Here is an 18,842-nt window from a genome sequence, read left to right on the forward strand (position 1 = left end):
TCCAATAATTATTGAAATATATTATTTAAATCAAATATTACTATCTTTGCTCTAGTACCTAAAAAACATCTAGTTATCTACTAACTTAATCAAAGCCCAATCAGACCCTCATAGATTTGAATATTATACATTATATAAATTAATTTATTATCAAGTGGAGGGAAAGCTCTTGTCAGATCTTGGAGTGTCTATTATCACATGTACTAATAATCCCGATTTTCTTATGAATATCTTTAACAATTATCAGAAGCAGATCTACACAAAAAAAGAATTGATTATCATTATTAATAAAGACAGTATTAGTTTAAAGGAATGGAAAAAAAAAGCAGCTAATTATCCCAATGTCTCCGTCTATAAAGTAGCAGAAAGAGTATCATTAGGACAATGCTTGAATAGTGGAATCAGCAAGGCCAAATATCCCCTTATCGCAAAATTTGACAATGACGATTTCTATTCACCTTACTATTTAAGGGAGCAAGTAAAAGCACTCCTACGAACAGGAAGCTCTGTCGTCGGCAAACACGCATGTTTGGTCTATCTTTCTGCAAGCAAAAAACTTGTCATTCGTTCTCCTTTTGAAAAGAATAAAACTGTCGATTTTATTCAAGGAGGCACCATATTATTTCGCAAAAAAATTCTTAAGAATGTACGATTCTCAAATCTCACAGTTGGTGAGGACGTAAAATTTTTAAAAGATTGCTCGAAGAAAGGCTATAGAATATACGCTACTACTCCAACGAATTACGTATATATTCGCCGAAAAAATAAAAGCACTCACACATGGCAAGTGAACGATAATGAATTCCTGCATGGCGGCAAGCCTGTTGCCGTTACTACGAATTTCCGTCAGTACGCCGTGCGCAAATTTTGAGCTTGAAAATTCTTCCTTGACTTAAAATAATATTGTATAACTTCAAAACGGACTCATCTTCTAATAAGGGAGTCCGTTTTGACGTTTTTCCAATTATTTTCTGTAGCTATAAAAAAAGAGCTAACCGACAATCATATGAGCATGATTGTTAGTTAACCCTTCTTCGACACTCTTTATTTTAGTTTGAAATAAATGAATGAATCCTCATATTTAAGTGACTCATCTTCCTTTTGTACAACTAAATAGCCAGTTTTATTTTTATGGACAGCTACAATAATTTTTCCTTCAGCAGTATAACTCGCCGTTTCACCTTTTTTAATTTTTTTGGTACCAGTAGCATCATCGAATGCATCACCAAGTGATCCACCATCGAAATATTTTTCAGTTCCAATAACATAATAATCATCTACAGTATTAGTTCCCCAAAACCACGGTTCGTAATATACACCTATATATTCACCATCTGAGTTACTTGATTTGATTAGTTTTCCATTTTTCATTTCTACTTTAACAGTGACCATCTTATATTCTAGATCCGGATCATTCTCAATGTAGTATTCATCTAAATCACTAGAAATGTGTAAATATATTACAATTTGTAAGTCATGCTTTGATTCTCATTGTGTTACTATACAAGTAACCCATCACCAATTAAGGAGATGGGTTACATTTCTTACAAACATATTGGTGTTTTCCTTGTCAAACTTGAACTAGCCCTTCCTGTATAGCTTCACGTAAAAACGGGTTCGGTTCACCTATGCAATAAAGCTTTAAACTATGCATTGCTCTAGTACAAACCGTGTAAAAAACTCTGCGCAGGCTCTCATCACTGTAAACTAACTCAGATGCATCATAAATGATGACAGCTTCGAATTCGATGCCTTTGGATAAATACGATGGTATGATGACAACTCCTTGTTCATAATGTGGGGAGTCATTTTCTATGAGTTTAATATTTTCAACGTTAGACATCGCTACATATGCGTTCTTGCTTTCCTCCGCTGATTTACATATTATCGCGATACTATGATAACCATCACTTCGTAAAATTTCGACTTTAGAATTGATGCAGCGGTGCAATTCTTCTCGATCAGACAATTGTGTCAGTACTGGCAATACCCCTGAACGTTCAAAAGGTATAATCTGCTGCCCGTTCGGAACTAATTTACGTGTAAATTCAATAATTGGTTTTGTTGAACGGTAGCTGCGCGTCATGTTAATGACTTCTGTTTCTTCTTGTCCGTATAAGTTGCTAAGTATGCTAAAATCTATCATTTCATTGGCATGCACGAAAATCGCCTGATTAAAATCACCTAGCACAGTAATCCTCGCCGATGGAAACAATCGTTTTATAAACTCGAACTGAAATGGCGAATAGTCCTGTGCCTCGTCAACAAGTATATGTTTTATCGCGTTATTAGTCTGAAAACCTTCAATCAATTCTTTCATTAATAAATAAGGAGTAGCATCTTCATATAATAATTTACCTTCATCTAGCATTTCAGTTGTCGATTGACATATATCCGCCCACTCCTCGGGTGTTTCCCCCACTAACCACTGTTTGATTTGCTTGGGATCTATAAAAAGCTGTTTGTATATACTCTTAACATCGATGAACTGAAGCTCCCGAATACTTTTTCGCAACGGCTTCAATTTCTGGCGAACAATTAGTTGTGCTAGTGCTTCCGGCTCCATCTCATAGTCGGCAATCGCTTCTCTATTAAAGCCTCGTTTTTTCGCTAAGTAAGCATGTGCTTGATAATATTCCTCGTTGCTAAGAAGCTCAATTTCTTCCTGAACCCATGGCTTCTCTTGTTCCACTCTTTCGGTTTCCGAAACTAACTTAATGAGCCATTCCATTAACTTCTCAAGTCTATTATGGAAGTTGATTGAGCTGTCATTGCTATAAAATTCATCTGAAATTTGCTCAACAGTAACTATTGGCTTTCCTCGAAAGTTAATGTTTTTGAATATCATTCCAGATAACTCTAGTGAATTTCTATATGACTTTATGACTTCAAAAAAATAGGTAGATGCTTTGAATTGAATGCCCGACACTCTTGAACGATGTGAAGGGGTATTAGCTGTAGTTAACACATATTCCAATTGCTCATAAGGATTCTCAACCTGAAACTCTTTGCTTAATCGATGATCCATGTATTCCTGAAATGTAACCTGCTGCATATTTTCTTCGCCGAGTTCCGGCAGAACATTGGATACATAACTGTTGAACATTGAATTAGGTGAAAATAGAATAATCTGATAAGCCTTCAGTCTATCACGATATTTGTAGAGCAAATAAGCAATTCGCTGTAAAGCGGCAGATGTCTTACCACTGCCCGCTGCACCATGAACAATGAGCAACCTTCCGTGATCATGACGGATAATCCGGTTTTGCTCCTGCTGAATCGTAGCTACTATACTATGCATATGTTTATCTGTTCCTTGACCGAGAACCTGCTGCAAAATCTCATCACCAATAGTGAGACTTGTATCGAACATAGAATGAAGTACACCTTCGCGGATGTGATATTGCCACTTCTTCTTCAATTCCCCTTGGATGATGCCTCCAGGCGTTTCATACTGGGCAGGACCTGGTTCGTAATCATAGTAAACGCTTGAAATTGTTGATCTCCAGTCATAGATAAGAAAATCCTCTCCACTCTTATCCATAAGGGAGGAAATACCTATATAGACCTTTTCTTGATGTGGCATTCCTTCTTCTATAAAATCAATTCTGCCGAAGTAAGGAATTTTCTGCATACGGCGCAACGTAGATAGTCTCTTAGAAGCATGTTTGTGGGTGCTTTGACTTACGGACAGTGCTTGAGTTTCTTGTCTTAAACTGATCACTGTCTCAAGAAAATCATCAAAGCTATCCATATTCACCTTAATTTCATCCCCAAAGTTTTTGCGAATATTTACGACTTCGTTTTTTCGTAGTGAAGTTTCTTCCTCTAACTTACTAATTTGCTCCGCAATCGTCTCCATTACATCATCCACACGTTTTTGCTCCTGCAGAAACTCCGAATTCATAGCATTCACTCCTTTAAAATATAGGGTTGACTAATGAGCAACAATGCAATATAATTATATTAGGAATACTGTACCTATTTATTAATTATTTGCTTATCTATATAAATTTACCACGAGTCTGCATTTTTTTCAATGTATTGGACTCTATTTTTATGTCTATAATCAAACATTTTTATTAAAACAAAAACACTCCTAATGAATGCTTAGGAGTGTTTTTGTTATTTGTCTATTTTAGTTTAATTTGCTAGATCTCGTACTTTCAAATGAGTAACATCATATCCCGATGGATTTTGGAACGCCCGTAGCCCAAATGCCGGAGCTACTGCAAAAATATGATCAAAGATGTCTGACTGAATAGATTCATATACCGCCCAATTGGTATCATTGGTGAAAGCGTAAATTTCCAACGGTAATCCATTATCTGCTGGCGCGAGTTGCCTAACAATTAGCGTCATTTCTTTATGAATTTTTGGATGATTTTTAAGATATTGCTGAATGTACACTCTGAATACCCCAATATTCGTAAGCTGTCTACCATTCACTTTATTAGTTGTGTTAATGTGATTCTTCGTATTATACTGATCAATTTCGTTCACTCTTGCCTTCATGTATTCAGCAAGATAATGAATCTCTGTAAATTCATCAATCATTTCCTGCGTACAAAAGCGGATGCTGTTCGTATCAATATTAATGGAACGCTTAATTCTTCTACCACCTGAAACTTGCATACTTCTCCAATTTTTGAATGAATCAGAAATTAAAGCATAACTAGGGATTGTAGTGATCGTTTTATCAAAATTCATCACTTTAACTGTATTCAAAGTGATTTCTATGACATCACCATCTGCACTGTACTTCGGCATCTCAATCCAATCACCCACACGTACCATATCATTCGAAGATAATTGAACACCTGCTACTAAACCTAATATTGAGTCCTTAAAGATTAACATAAAAATAGCTGATAATGCACCAAGACTACTAAGAATGATCAATGGATTTTGTCCGAAGACGATCGAAATAACTACAATACCACCAATAATAAATAGAAATATTTTGACAACTTGAATATATCCCTTGATTGGTTTGACCTTGGATACGTCAAATGATCGATAAATATCATCAATAGCATTAAGCAACGCGTTAATAACGATAATAGCTACTATAATTATATAAGTTGCTGCACCCTTTTCGATCAATAATTGATAGGCAGGAAATGCTGACCCAAAAAAATAGACAATAATGGCGGGAACGATATGAGATAAATTGTGAAAAACTTTCTTCTCTAAGATAATATTGTCCCATGTGTATTTATTGTTCGTTATAATATGAATAACGATCTTTAGCACTATTTTTTGAGCTATATAATTTGCCAGTATGCAGATCACAGCTATAAAACTAATCATAATAATATTTGATAGATAAGTAACTGTTGTTGGGCCCATTCCGTATTGTTCTAGTTGACTTATAATGAATTTCATTGTCTCCTCCTCTTCAACTATGTTAGCTTACTATTATAAATTAGTTTACACTTCAAAGCAAAATTAGCATAGAACTAATCTATCACAGTATCATCTTTTTCTACAATAACCTCAAGATATGTCAAAAAGAGCCCAGTCCTAATACGGACTGGGCTCTAATATTGGTGGTGAAGGGAAATTGACCCCTTCTATTTACAATAATCTAATCTTGATACATTACTCCTTAAGCACGTTCAATCGTGAACTCGAAGCTTAAGTTTTGATTGGCTGGAATTAGATACTCATCATGTACTGGAGCACCCCAGCTATCGTCACCGCCAACACCCATTTGTTTACCAGCTACCGTTACAACGGTATAGTGAACATTGGGCAATTCATAATGATGCATTGCACTTTCAAGTTCGAAAGCAGTGTATGGCGAAATATTGCACTCAACAGGTGCTGTTGCAGGAGAAGTTAACTTGATACCTTGACCAAGCTTATTCGTTACTGCAACACGACGTACGCCAGTACGGTTACCTGATTCTTGTGGTACAACATATGCTGATACATTATCTTTTGCTTCATTACTGAATGTCATTAGACGAGCGCCGAAAGCACGATCGATATAGTTCTCATCTGGTCCCATTGCATACCAATCTAATTGATCATAATCTGCTGGAACTTTGAAGGAAAGTGCGAAGATCGGAAGTTTTGGTAAGTTCTCTGCACCAAAGTATTCTGATTTTACATGAATCGCTCCACCTTCAGATACCGTATAAGCAACAGTCACGGTTACTGCGTCACTAATGTTTAATTTATAAGTGTATTTAACAGTTACAGAATTGTCAGTTTCGATAAGCTCAAGATTAACACATTTACGAGTTAAGCTCGCTGCAAACCATGCACCTGACTCAAAACCTTGTGCAAACCCTTTATCATTGTCTGTCATCGCTCTCCAGAACAATGGTGCAGGTTGACCAGCAATCATCTCACGACCAGCATAGTTCACAGAGATTAGTGTACCAGCTTGCTTAGAGAACATAATGCTAAAGTCTCTGCCATGAACCCCAATATTTACATCACCTTCAGCTACGCGGAATGTACGTTTCATTGGCGCCACTTCCTCAGCTTCAACAACAAAGATATGTTGACCAAAAGCGACTTCATGTCCAGCTTCTGCCCACAGCGTTGCTTCTTTCAAATTCAATGAAGCTGTAACTGCATACTCACCCGCTTCGAATTCTGTATAGAAATCAACTGGAATATAAGATTCATTTCCTGCTGGCACATCAATATCCATTGCAATATCTTCAACTAATTCACCGTTGTGATGTAGTGCGATAACAAGTTCATATCCTTCCGTACCAATAAACAAATTCTCATTGACGATATTTACACCGTTCGCGTCAGGCGTTAACTTCATGTTCTGATAGAGGAATTTCACTTCTTGCATTTTTGGTGATACTTGGCGATCTGCGTATACAATACCATTTGTACAGAAATTGTAATCTGTAGAACGATCATCAAAATCTCCACCATAAGCAAGGAACTCCTTGCCATAACGATCCTCTTTCACAATCACTTGATCGATGTAATCCCAGATGAACCCACCTTGATACATCGCGTATTTATTTTCAAGCTCAGTGTATTTATGCATACCTCCGACAGAGTTCCCCATCGCGTGCATATACTCACAACTAATATAAGGCTTGTCTGGGTTATCATTCAAATACTCTTCGATATCTGCTGGTTTTGCATACATACGACTTTCCATATCACTTGTATCATTGTAGTTACGGTTGTGGAATACTCCTTCATAATGTACAAGACGAGACGGGTCGCTACTACGGAAGTAGTTTGCAACGTTTAATAATACTTGTCCTGCATAGGCTTCATTACCTACAGACCAAATTAGAATGGAAGGATGATTCTTATCACGTTCAACCATAGAAATCGCACGATCCATTACAATATCTTGCCATTCTTCCTTGTTTTCTGGAACGTTCCAAGATGGTTCAACTGCCCCCATCTTCTGCCAAGAACCATGTGTTTCAAGGTTCATCTCATCGATAAGATAAATACCGTACTCATCACATAGCTCATACCAAAGCGATTGATTAGGATAATGTGAAGTACGAACAGCATTCAAATTGTTTTGTTTAATTGTTTTAATATCCCATAGCATATCTTCATCCGTAATTGCACGACCGCGACGGCTATTGAATTCATGACGGTTTACACCTTTGAAGACAATACGTTGACCATTAATATGCATCACTTTATTTATCATTTCAAAGCGACGGAAGCCAACACGATGAGGAATAACTTCTATCAATTCACCATTTTCATCTGAAACCATTACGAAAAGTTCATATAGGTATGGAGATTCTGCACTCCAAGGATTCACTTCACCAGCATCGAGATTAACCGTTACTTTATTAGACGAACTATTTGTAGAATTCGTTTCAGCAACTGGTGCACCATTAGCATCATATAGCTGCATAGCAATGTTGTAACCTTTATCTGTTTGCATAGTAAAGTCTACAGAAAGAGCACCTTTTGTATACGTATCATCTAGATCAGCATGGATAAACATGTCTTGTACATGAATTTCCGGTACAGCATACAAGTATACATCACGGAAAATACCTGAGAAACGCCAGAAATCTTGATCTTCTAGCCAACTTCCCGTACTACGTTGATAAACTTCAACAGCTAGTTTGTTCTCACCGTCGATTAAGTAAGGACTTAATTCAAATTCTGAAGGTGTGAAGCTATCTTCACTATAACCAACGAATTGACCATTCAACCAAACGTAAAACGCTGATTCTACACCTTGGAACGAGATATATGTTTTTTTGTCTTTCATATTTGAAGGGATATTAAAATAAGTAATATAACTACCAACTGGATTATCATTCATCGCAACTGCAGGTGGTCTAAGTTCGTGTTGACCATCCCAAGGATACATCGTATTCACATACTGCGGCTTACCATGTCCTTGTAGTTGGATATGACCAGGAACTTCGATATATCCCCAGCTTGAACTATCATGATTACTTTCAAAAAAAGTCATAGGACGATCAATTGGATTAGGAGAATATTGAAATTTCCAGTTGCCATTTAGTGAATGACGTAATGCCATAGGAGCTCTTTGAATGGCTTCATCAAATGTCTCATAATATTTGTGATCTGAATGAGCTTGTACCCGATTCACGGCAAATACTTCCGTATCCGTTAGCCATTCCAGTTTTGGTATAGTCGTTGTCATTAGTAAACCCTCCAATAAATACATAATGTAAAAGCCAGATAATGCCCACATGGAGCATCGTCTGGCTAAGGTAGTTGATGTTATTTCACAGACCCTGTCATACCTGCCACGAAATGCTTCTGCATAAAGAAGAATACAAGTGCTGTAGGAATCGTTGAAATAACGATTGCTGTCATAATAATACCATAATCAGGTGTATAACTTGAACCTAGATTAGATATTAACATTGGTACAGTTCTCTTCTCTGGAGATTGAAGAATAATAAGTGGCCACAAATAGTTGTTCCAGCTTGACATGAACGTAATAATACCTGCTGCTGCATAAGTAGTTTTCATTGTTGGCATGAATACTTTGAAAAATAATCCAAGCTCTGTCAATCCATCAATTCGACCTGCTTCCAAAAGATCTTTCGGGAACATTTTTGAGTTTTGACGGAAGAAGAAAATTAAGAATGCAGTCGTTACCGTAGGTAGAATTACCCCAGCTAATGTATCCACACCAATACCTGGTGCAGTTGCTGATACTTTAGAAAACATTTGGAACAAAGGAACCATAATTGCTGCGAATGGAATCATCATTGATAACAGCAATATGGAGAATACTCTATCTTTAGCCTTACTACGATAGATCTCAAAGCCGTAACCAGCTAAAGAGGCAATCAATAGTGATAATACCGTTGTTGAAATTGAAATTTTCGCTGAGTTCCATAATGCTGGTCCAATATCAACAGTGGCGAATAAGTTTTTAATATTTTCAATAAGATGGGAACCTGGTAGTATTGTTCCTTGCGTTACATCTGCTGATGTATTCGTTGCACTCACAATCATCCATAAGAATGGGAAAATTGAGACAATCGCTGCAACGATTAGAAACAAGTATATGAAAAAACTTTTTAACTTACTCATTTGTCGTCACCTGCCAATTTGAACTGCAAGAATGCTAATATAATGATGATTATTACGATGGAATAAGAAACCGTCGCTGCATAACCAAAATCTGATGAATATTTGAATGATAAGTTATAAATGTATTGAGAAATCGACAGAGTACTATTTCCTGGTCCGCCTTTTGTAATATTAACGACCTCATCAAATAGTTGTAACGTTCCGATAGTCGATGTAATTGACGTAAATAAGATAATCGGTTTAAGTAACGGAATTGTAATTCCGAAAAATTGTCGAGTAGCTGATGCACCATCAATTCGTGCTGCTTCATATATTGAGTTATCAATATTTTGCAATGAAGAAAGGTAGAAAATCATGTTGTAACCTGTCCAACGCCATGTAATTGCAATGATAATTGTTACTTTCGCCCAGAACGGATCTGTAATCCATTCAATAGGAGTATTCATTAGATTTAGTTTCATTAGGAATTGGTTAATCAAACCATCTGTTGCAAACAAATATTTGAAGATTATTGCGTAAGCTACTAATGATGTAACTGCAGGCAAGAAGATTGCAGTACGGAAAAATCCTTTAAATTTCAAATTGCTACTATTAAGTAATACTGATAAAAATAATGCAAACAAAATCATAAGCGGTACTTGAATGATTAAGTACAACATCGTATTTTTAAGTGCTGCAATAAATGTTGTATCAGAGAATAATCTTAAGTAGTTATCAAATCCAACAAATTCTAAGTTCATGCCTTTGCCTGATTTGAAAGAAAGAAGCAAGGCTTGAATCATTGGATAAAAGTAGAAAATAACAATCATGATGCAAGCAATACTGATGAAAGCCCAACCTGTTAAGTTTGACTTTGTTTGTATACTCATGCCTTTCTTAGCTGTTTTCACGATAATAGCCCCTTTCTTTATGGCCATATTAACTTTGGTCCTTTGTTCTGCTACTACATTTCCAGTAGCAGTAGAACAAAGGATCCTTAATTAATAATCTTAACTTCGAGTTACAAATCTATTATTTAATTTGTGACTCAGCTTGTGTTTGAGCGTTACCTAATGCTTTTGCAAGATCAGTTCCGTTCAAGTAATTTTGCATTTCTACTACTAGAAGATCTTCAATTGCATAAGTGTGCATACCGTAGTTTACATTAGGAATTTGCTCTGTCCAAGCTGCAAGATCAGCGATAGTTTTTTGACCACTGAAGAAATCATCTGCTTTTGTATAAGCTTCACCAGTAGCAGCAGCTTTGAATGTACCGATTACACCGATATCAGTAACTAGTGTTTGGTATAGATCAACATTAGAAGCAAACGTAGATTTTAGGAATTCAGCAGCAGCTTCTTTACCGTCAACATTCAATACATACCATGAGCTACCACCAAGGTTTGATGCATGTACAGATTCAGCTACGTTAGGAAGTGTTGGGAATGGTACGATCGCCCACTTACCTGATTGATCAGCTGATGCTTTGATTGAAGCAGTGATCCAGTTACCTGTTGGAACAGAAGCAACTTCACCACTATTGAATGCACCAACGAATTGGCTCCAGTCAGAAATAACTTTTACAAAACCAGCATCCATAATGTTTTTGTAAGTTTCAAAAGCTTGTTTTAAAGCTGCATTATTTGCAAGATCAGGAGTAGTTCCATCTTCTTTCATATACCAAGAACCAGCAGATTGAATCATCATACGAATTAATCCAAGGTCATTAGGATCTTGTGTTAGCATATCTTTACCAGTTTTTTCTTTTACTACTTTACCGATTTCAATGTATTGATCCCAAGTAATATCTTGTAAATCAGCTACAGTGTAACCAGCTTGTTCTAAGTAATCCGTTCTTACATAAAGTCCAGTTACACCACTATCGAAAGGCACACCATATTGTTTGCCATCGTAGCTAGTAGAACCGATTTTGTAATCTGCGAAATCATCAGCTTTAATGAACTCATCAAGCGCAAAGAATGAATCTGGATAAGCTTGAAGGAAGCTTTGTGCACGATAATCTTCGATTAATACAATTGTTGGAAGACTTTTCGTAGTTCCAGAGTTGAATCCAGCATTCAATTTTTGAATGATATCTGCTTGTGCATTTTCAATAATGTTTACCGTTAAATCTGGGTTAGTTGCAGCGTAAGCTTCTTTTGCTTTTTCCATTGCTGCAATATTAAACGCTTTATCCCAAGCCCACACTGTAATTTCTTGTTTGCCTGTTGTGTTAGTACCAGTATTTCCGTTGTTTGCATTGTTTGTGTTGCTAGAACATGCTGTTAGAAGCATAAAACTTGCTAACATTACTGTTAATAACTTCTTCACTATAATTCAGCCCCTTTGTTTTTCTGTAATCCATTGAAAGCGTTTGCCGGCTAACGATTACATTATATCAACTACAATTATGCCTTCGTTAGCAATATATTTGTCTGGATTGGTCATATCTATTGTTCCTATTGGGGCTTATTTTATGAATTATGATTATTTTTATATATTGGTATTTTTTTGAGGTACCGTGATCGGCATTGTAATAATAATTCTAGTCCCTTGATCTGGAGAGCTAATAATTTTCACTCCATAGTTCTCGCCATATAGTAATTCAAGGCGATCATTGACGTTTCTAATGCCTATCCCCGAGAAGAAATGACTAGAATGACGAGTGCTTTTTTCCTCATCATTTTGTTTGGAATCCATTCCTATCCCATTATCTACGACCTCACAAATAAGATTACTACCATCTCGAGATATCATAACGTAGATATACCCATCATTTCGTCCGCGGAATGCATGGAAGAATGCATTCTCGATAAATGGTTGTATAATTAATTTTGGCAGCTGATATTCTTTACAGTTATCATCAATGAAATAACTTACATTAATCTGTTCACCATAGCGAATATGATTGATTAATACGTAATTTTTCAAGTTTACTAGTTCCTCTTCTACAGAAATTGTTTCACTTGCGTTGCCAATTGTATTTTGTAGTAATTCAATTAATGCGTTAATGGTTAATGTAGCTTTCTCTTTATTTCCTTGTTGAACTAATATTTTTACCGAAGCTAAAGTGTTGTATAGAAAATGCGGATTAATTTGCATTTGTAATGCAGATAATTCAGCATTACGTTGGTCTTTCTGAGTCTGAATAAGTTGCCTGATATAGTCATTAAGTTCATCAAGCATGTAATTATATGCATTTCCGAGCTCTCTAATTTCATAACTACCCGAGACAGTGAAGTAATTACCAAAATTACGCTTCGTTATTCTCGACATTTGTCTAGCTAACAAGGTTAACGATTTTGTAATACGGCGAGTAATAATGAAAACTATAAAAAGTGCAATGCAAACAATTAAGGCACAAATAACAGCTACCATCTTAAAGTTCATCATCTGACTTAATGCAGCTCTCTTATCCACGGTGTTCACAATAAATAAATCATAAGTAGGTAAATATTGTGCTATTAATAAATGCTGTTTACCTTCCCATTCTACTTCTTTTACCCGGATCTCACTTGTGTTCATCTCTATTACTTCAGACAACAAATGTCGCTCATTTGTACCAATTAAAGCATCTCGATTTGAAGAGATAACTAATCCATCTTGATTTAATAAAAGCACGTCGTTACCGATACTAGTAAATCCGGTATAACTTTTTTTGAACTCTGATTCTTGAATCGCAAAATAAAGCATGCCATAAAGAAGACCACTTTTACGGTCCATTAACGCTTTTGTTGTTACAATAACAGCCTTATCATTTTGAGCCGTTATGGAACTGGCATCTAGATGATATTGCAGTTTTTTTGGCTGTTTTAACGCATCAATTGTAATTTGATTCTCGCTCATATCCATATAAGTTAATGGCCAAAATGCACTATCCGTTGAATGACGATAGCCATTCATACCCGTTATCATCATTGTAATCGGATAAGTGGATACGGTTGATTGCAATCTCTTCATTTCTTTCTTGACAAGATAATGACTCCTTAGAGCTTGTTTCGTCGTTTCATTGTTAACAGTTAAAAACCGTTTAATCTCACCACTGCTATTGGTATTACTAGCTGTCATGGAAATTGCGTAATTCATATTTTCTAAACTAGTCTGAATTTGCGTCATAATTTTACTATTCGTTATACTAAATGTTTCCATAAATACCTTTTCAGACATTTGCAACATCACTAACCAAGTAAATAATGCTACAGTAATAACGCTAATCAATGTTACGGAAAACATTTTAATAAATAATCCCTTAAATTGAAATTTCTCCTTAAGCCATTTCATTCTAAAGCTCCTTTCTATGTGAGATGCCCTTTACGATATTGACTAGGTGAAACCCCTTTTATTTTTTTGAATACCTTCGTAAAGTAACTATGATCAGAATATCCAACTTTCTCACTTATATCAGAAATGGATAATTCACCTTTTTGAAGATATTCAGCAGCTTTATTGACGCGAACACGATTCAAATATTCACTAAATCCTTCATCATTATGTGACGAAAAGAAACTAGATAAATAAGATGGATTGAAATGAAAATGATTCGCAATATCTGTTAGATTAATTGGTTCCATATAATGCTGACGAATGTAGCTAAGAATCATTGTCATATTAGGATTTACTGAGGTCAGTTTACTCATTGCTAAAGTTACATTCATTTCATCTATGAACGAATGTAACTCTTTTAATGCATCAGAGACATGTACAGCCTCATTAATCGACCTGAAATAAGTATACTTCTTACTCTCAATAAGCTCAGTATCCATTTCTAGTTTACCTAAAATAATTGTAATATTGAAAACTATGTTACCTAATACCGTTTTAAACGCAAACACATCTTTCTCATAATCTGTAGATGCATATTTGATGTAGTCAAATAACAATTCTAACGCGTTATTAAAATTTCGCGCTTGCATTAATTCAGTAAATTGACTCATATTAAATTCAACTGTTTGGGGATGTAGCTTCGGTAACTCATTTCTGGTGATAAGTGTTGTATTCTGAGGTAAATAAAAACGGTATGAACACATTTTCAGAAAACCTTGATGATATTTCTCATACAAATCACTAATTTTCGTAAATGGATCTCCCAAAGTCCAACTAAGACCGCTTACATTTGCATTAGATTGAATAGCAAAACTTCGTATTTCAGGCATGATCTTCTCCCAATCACGATCATTCATATTCAAAAGGTAAACAGCCATATTATTATCAGTGGGTAAAGCCATCGTCACAATCTTCTTTCCGTACGAAAGAAACATCGTACTTAGTTGCTCAAGCCAACTATCTTTATTAGCATTAGCAATGTACTTCATCTCCGCTCCAAAAAATCGGAAGCTATTATGTGGAAAAACATTATGAATATTATCCATAGATTCATCCATCTCATACCCTGACATCAACTTATCAAGTGTCATCTTAACGCTGAGCAGTTCATCCTTTCCACTTTCCAGAAGTTGTAATGATGGAATTTTTCGAGCTGCACGTTTCAAAATAGTTAGTAATTGAGTCGCTTCTAATTTCGGCTTTAATATATAATCCGCTACACCACTTTGAAATGTTGATCTTACATAATTGAACTCACCAAAGCTACTCAATACAACAACTTCAATATGGGGATAACTACTTTTTAGAATACTTGTAAATTCAACACCGTCCATCAAAGGCATTACGATATCCGTAATTACAATATGAGGTGATAATTTTTCTACCAATTCTAAAGCTTCTTTACCATTTGATGCTTCACCAACGATACTGAACCCTTCACTTTCCCAGTTCAATAAATGCTTTATACCTTGTCTTACTAATACTTCATCGTCAACAATTAATATTTGACAGGTTGGGTTCATCATTATTTCCTCCCAAAAAGTTTCATTTATCGTCTCTGTATGTACCTCTCCATAAATAATTTCATAGAAGGATAATACTTCATCGCGAATTATTATTTAATTGTCTCATTCTACATCAAGTTTTACACTTTTCATATGGTAGTCTAATTCCATTTTCTAACAACAACAAAAAAAAACCTATATGTCATGTGAGTATAATGCATATAATTGCATCATAATCTCACTTATGACTTATAGGTTTTTGGAATAAAATTTTTGTGAATGTAGCTTAGCTTCTTCCGCTGTTGTTACACGATTTCTCGACCACTCTATTAATATCCGATCAATGTAACGTAAACTTAACTTACCAGCAAATACAGATTCTTTCAAAGCAAATCGAATGATTTCATCTGAATATCGATCTTGATCGATCCAGGCGCCAATCGTTTCATATTCCATTGGTGATAATGGTCTTCCGAACTCTTGCTCAAATAATGAAAACAGATCTGCAAATTGATCTTGATGAATAACTCTATGTACCTTCTGACGTTCAGCCTTTTTCGTAGCTCGCAGTTCCTTCGCATACCAGTTCGTTGCAAGCATGTACCAACCTGACCAATTATAAGTTTCACCTATAACATCATGAATTGTTTCCTGCTCAATGGTCAGGAAACCGCTATTAAATAGCTTCTGAAGCCACCCTGTAATGACGTGACTATGAACACCCATCCGCTCAGAAAGTTCCTCAGGAGTTGGGAAAGGATTATGTTCAACCTCTGCAAACTGAATAATATGAAGTAACAGCATAGCTTCCGAATCCTCTAAACCAAGTGCACGATAACTACGTAGTAACAATGATGAAACTTGAATTCCACCCTCTTGTAGTATCACATTCATACCGTGTGCGTAGGCCTTCCAAATATGATCACTCATAATATCCTCCCTTTCCTAAGGTAGTTTAAAAAGTGGACTTTGATAACGAAGTGATGCTTTGAAGCTTATCCGACATCGAATATGAAGCGAACTTGGAACGTCCGGTACGCGTGTACGTAACATGTACACTTGCGTTTCCTCCTTTCTCAAGTAGCGCTTCATCTTCTTGGTTCTGAAAGCCCACTTTTTAAACCTTTGATTATTATAAATAGCTTTAAAAAATTAAAATAAAAGTTCAAAGTGATTGACTGTCAGCACCAAGAAAATGACATGAAGCTAGGAAACGAGGAGCAGAATGTACGTTATTGGTACATGAGCACCACAGGCTTCCGATGAATGGCATTTTCGCCGTCGAGTTTACTAGAGAACAATACATCGTGATCACAGACAGTCTCTTTGAACATCCTCTACTTAACGAGATTATAAGTGTCTCTTGCGATTAGTAACTCTTCATTCGTAGGAACAACCATGATTTTCACACGGGAATTTGGAGTTGAAATTACACGCGGCTCTTTGCTACGTTTTGCATTCAATTCCTCATCAATTTCGATACCTAAGAAAGTAAGTCCATCACATACTGCTTTACGAAGAACAACAGAGTTTTCTCCAACTCCAGCTGTGAATACCATCACATCCAGGCCGTTCATAGCAGCAGCGTAGCTACCAACATATTTTCTTACACGATATACATACATATCGAATGCAAGCTTAGCATCTTCATTCTCACCCATTGAATCTGTAATTTCACGCATATCAGAGCTTAGTCCTGATACGGCTAGAAGTCCACTATGCTTGTTCAACATAGAATTGACTTCATTCAATGTTAGATCTTCTTTGTTCATAACGAAAGGAACGATAGCAGGATCTAAATCACCACTACGAGTACCCATCATTAGTCCTTCAAGAGGCGTCATCCCCATACTTGTATCGAATGATTTACCATCAAGTATTGCAGTAAGACTACCACCGTTACCGATATGACAAGTAATCATCTTCAATGAAGCCAAATCTTCCCCAAGCACTTTTGCAGCAACATCACTTACATATGCATGGGATGTACCATGGAATCCGTAACGACGAACTTTATGACGTTTGTACAATGATTTTGGAATTGCATATAGATAAGATGTTTTTGGCATCGTTTGATGGAAAGCTGTATCAAATACAACAACTTGCGGCACATTTGGCAAGTTCATTTCTACAGCCACAATCCCCATCATATGAGCAGGATTATGAAGAGGCGCTAGTTCGAACAAACGTTTAATTTCGCTCTTCACTTCATCTGTTACAACAACGGAATTTTTGAAAATTTCTCCACCATGAACGATACGGTGACCTACAGCATCTATTTCTGACATTGACTTCACTACGCCATGTTCAGCATGAGTTAACATATCAATGACACGTTTAACACCCGCTACATGATCCAATATTTCTCTAACTTCAACAACTTCTTCTTTGTCAACTGGTTCATGCGTAACAATGGATGAATCCATCCCTATACGCTCCACACGACCACTAGCTAGTACAGATTCATTCGTCATATCGAATAATTGATATTTCAATGACGAGCTTCCAGCATTAATAACAAGTACTTTCATTAGATTCGATCTCCATCCGTATCATATTTGAAAAATCCTACTCCAGCTTTTACTCCTAAATGCCCAGCGCGTACCATTTTTTTAAGTACGAATGATGGTCTATATTTCAGCTCACCATATTCACGGAACATATTTTCAAGCGCAGCTTGAATGGAATCAAGTCCAAAATGATCAGCCATTTGGAATGGACCGTATTTAAATGAATAACCAACGCGCATTGCGTTATCGATATCTTCTGCTGTAGCAACGCCTTCTTCAAGTACATGAAGTGCTTCATTGATTAAAAGGCAGATTAAGCGAGTGGTTACGAATCCTGGAGATTCAAATACCATTACTCCCTTTTTCTGAATTACATTTTCTGCAAATAGTTTTGTTGCGTCTACTGTAGCCTCAGATGTTTTCAAACCACGAACGATTTCAACCATATCTATCGTTGCAACTGGGTGGATAAAATGCATACCAATAACACGTTCAGGCGAACGCGTTGCGCTAGCAATTTCAGTTAAGCTAAGTGAAGATGTATTACTTGCAAGAATAGTATCAGAACTTGTTACTTGATCAAGTTGTTTAAATATTTCTTTTTTCTTATCCAAATCTTCGGAAATGGATTCAATAATTAACTCACAATCAGCTAACTGTTCCATTTCCGTAATGGCATTAATACGAGATAAGATCAATTTTTTTTCTGAAGACGTGATAGCCCATTTCTCTATTTGTTTATCCAGGCTAACCTCTATCATGTGCAAAGCATGTTCTAGTCGGTCTTTAGAAACCTCAAGCATGTAGACATCTAAGCTATTTTTAGCTAGCATCTCAGCTATTCCTTGACCCATTGTACCTACTCCAACAACTCCAACTTTCTTAATCATAGGTTTGTCGTTTCTCCCTTACTACATTTTGTCCTTTACATTATACCTCTTTTTCGAAAACTTTGTAGGCTCAGTAAGCGCTCTTATGC

At 36.2% G+C, this 18,842-nt stretch carries 13 protein-coding genes; 1 reads left to right on the forward strand and 12 read right to left on the reverse strand.

The features are described from left to right. Positions 1-169: 169 nt before the first annotated feature. Positions 170-871, forward strand: a complete 702-nt coding sequence (locus NAG76_19940) for a glycosyltransferase family 2 protein (protein URN94069.1) — start codon at positions 170-172, stop codon at positions 869-871. A 173-nt stretch (positions 872-1,044) separates the two neighbouring features. Here the strand turns inward: NAG76_19940 and NAG76_19945 are convergent, their stop codons facing one another. The 12 genes from NAG76_19945 to NAG76_20000 form a co-directional block, all read right to left on the reverse strand. Then, positions 1,045-1,392: a hypothetical protein gene (locus NAG76_19945; GenBank protein ID URN94070.1), complete on the reverse strand. Its 348-nt coding sequence runs from the start codon at positions 1,390-1,392 to the stop codon at positions 1,045-1,047. A gap of 178 nt (positions 1,393-1,570) precedes the next feature. Next, a complete protein-coding gene (locus NAG76_19950) occupies positions 1,571-3,907 on the reverse strand; it encodes a UvrD-helicase domain-containing protein (protein ID URN94071.1) in 2,337 nt (778 codons plus the stop codon). 236 nt (positions 3,908-4,143) lie between these two features. Next, positions 4,144-5,388 (reverse strand): mechanosensitive ion channel family protein, encoded by a 1,245-nt coding sequence (locus NAG76_19955; GenBank protein URN94072.1) that lies wholly within the window; start codon positions 5,386-5,388, stop codon positions 4,144-4,146. A 223-nt stretch (positions 5,389-5,611) separates the two neighbouring features. After that, entirely contained in the window at positions 5,612-8,641 is a 3,030-nt protein-coding gene (locus tag NAG76_19960) for a DUF4981 domain-containing protein (GenBank protein URN94073.1), read from the reverse strand. 80 nt (positions 8,642-8,721) lie between these two features. Next, the gene (locus NAG76_19965) at positions 8,722-9,546 is read right to left on the reverse strand and encodes a carbohydrate ABC transporter permease (GenBank protein URN94074.1); all 825 of its coding nucleotides are present in this window, start codon (positions 9,544-9,546) and stop codon (positions 8,722-8,724) included. After that, entirely contained in the window at positions 9,543-10,436 is an 894-nt protein-coding gene (locus NAG76_19970; protein ID URN94075.1) for a sugar ABC transporter permease, read from the reverse strand. Before NAG76_19970 ends, NAG76_19965 begins: the two co-directional genes overlap by 4 nt. Before the next feature lie 121 nt (positions 10,437-10,557). Continuing rightward, positions 10,558-11,856 carry an extracellular solute-binding protein gene (locus NAG76_19975; protein URN94076.1) on the reverse strand — a complete coding sequence of 433 codons (1,299 nt, stop codon included), beginning with the start codon at positions 11,854-11,856 and terminating at the stop codon, positions 10,558-10,560. A 162-nt stretch (positions 11,857-12,018) separates the two neighbouring features. After that, the gene (locus NAG76_19980) at positions 12,019-13,806 is read right to left on the reverse strand and encodes a sensor histidine kinase (GenBank protein URN94077.1); all 1,788 of its coding nucleotides are present in this window, start codon (positions 13,804-13,806) and stop codon (positions 12,019-12,021) included. A 14-nt stretch (positions 13,807-13,820) separates the two neighbouring features. Next, the gene (locus tag NAG76_19985; protein URN94078.1) at positions 13,821-15,371 is read right to left on the reverse strand and encodes a response regulator transcription factor; all 1,551 of its coding nucleotides are present in this window, start codon (positions 15,369-15,371) and stop codon (positions 13,821-13,823) included. A gap of 231 nt (positions 15,372-15,602) precedes the next feature. Continuing rightward, positions 15,603-16,283 (reverse strand): DnaD domain protein, encoded by a 681-nt coding sequence (locus NAG76_19990; protein URN94079.1) that lies wholly within the window; start codon positions 16,281-16,283, stop codon positions 15,603-15,605. A 407-nt stretch (positions 16,284-16,690) separates the two neighbouring features. After that, positions 16,691-17,884, reverse strand: coding sequence for an acetate kinase (locus tag NAG76_19995; GenBank protein ID URN94080.1), 1,194 nt, complete (start codon positions 17,882-17,884; stop codon positions 16,691-16,693). Continuing rightward, on the reverse strand, positions 17,884-18,753 hold the full coding sequence (locus tag NAG76_20000) for a 3-hydroxyacyl-CoA dehydrogenase NAD-binding domain-containing protein (protein URN94081.1): 870 nt from the start codon (positions 18,751-18,753) through the stop codon (positions 17,884-17,886). The genes NAG76_19995 and NAG76_20000 overlap by 1 nt, the downstream gene beginning before the upstream one ends. Positions 18,754-18,842 lie beyond the last annotated feature (89 nt).

Origin of the sequence: Candidatus Pristimantibacillus lignocellulolyticus, from assembly GCA_023639215.1 — a bacterium.
Taxonomy (GTDB): domain Bacteria; phylum Bacillota; class Bacilli; order Paenibacillales; family Paenibacillaceae; genus Pristimantibacillus; species Pristimantibacillus lignocellulolyticus.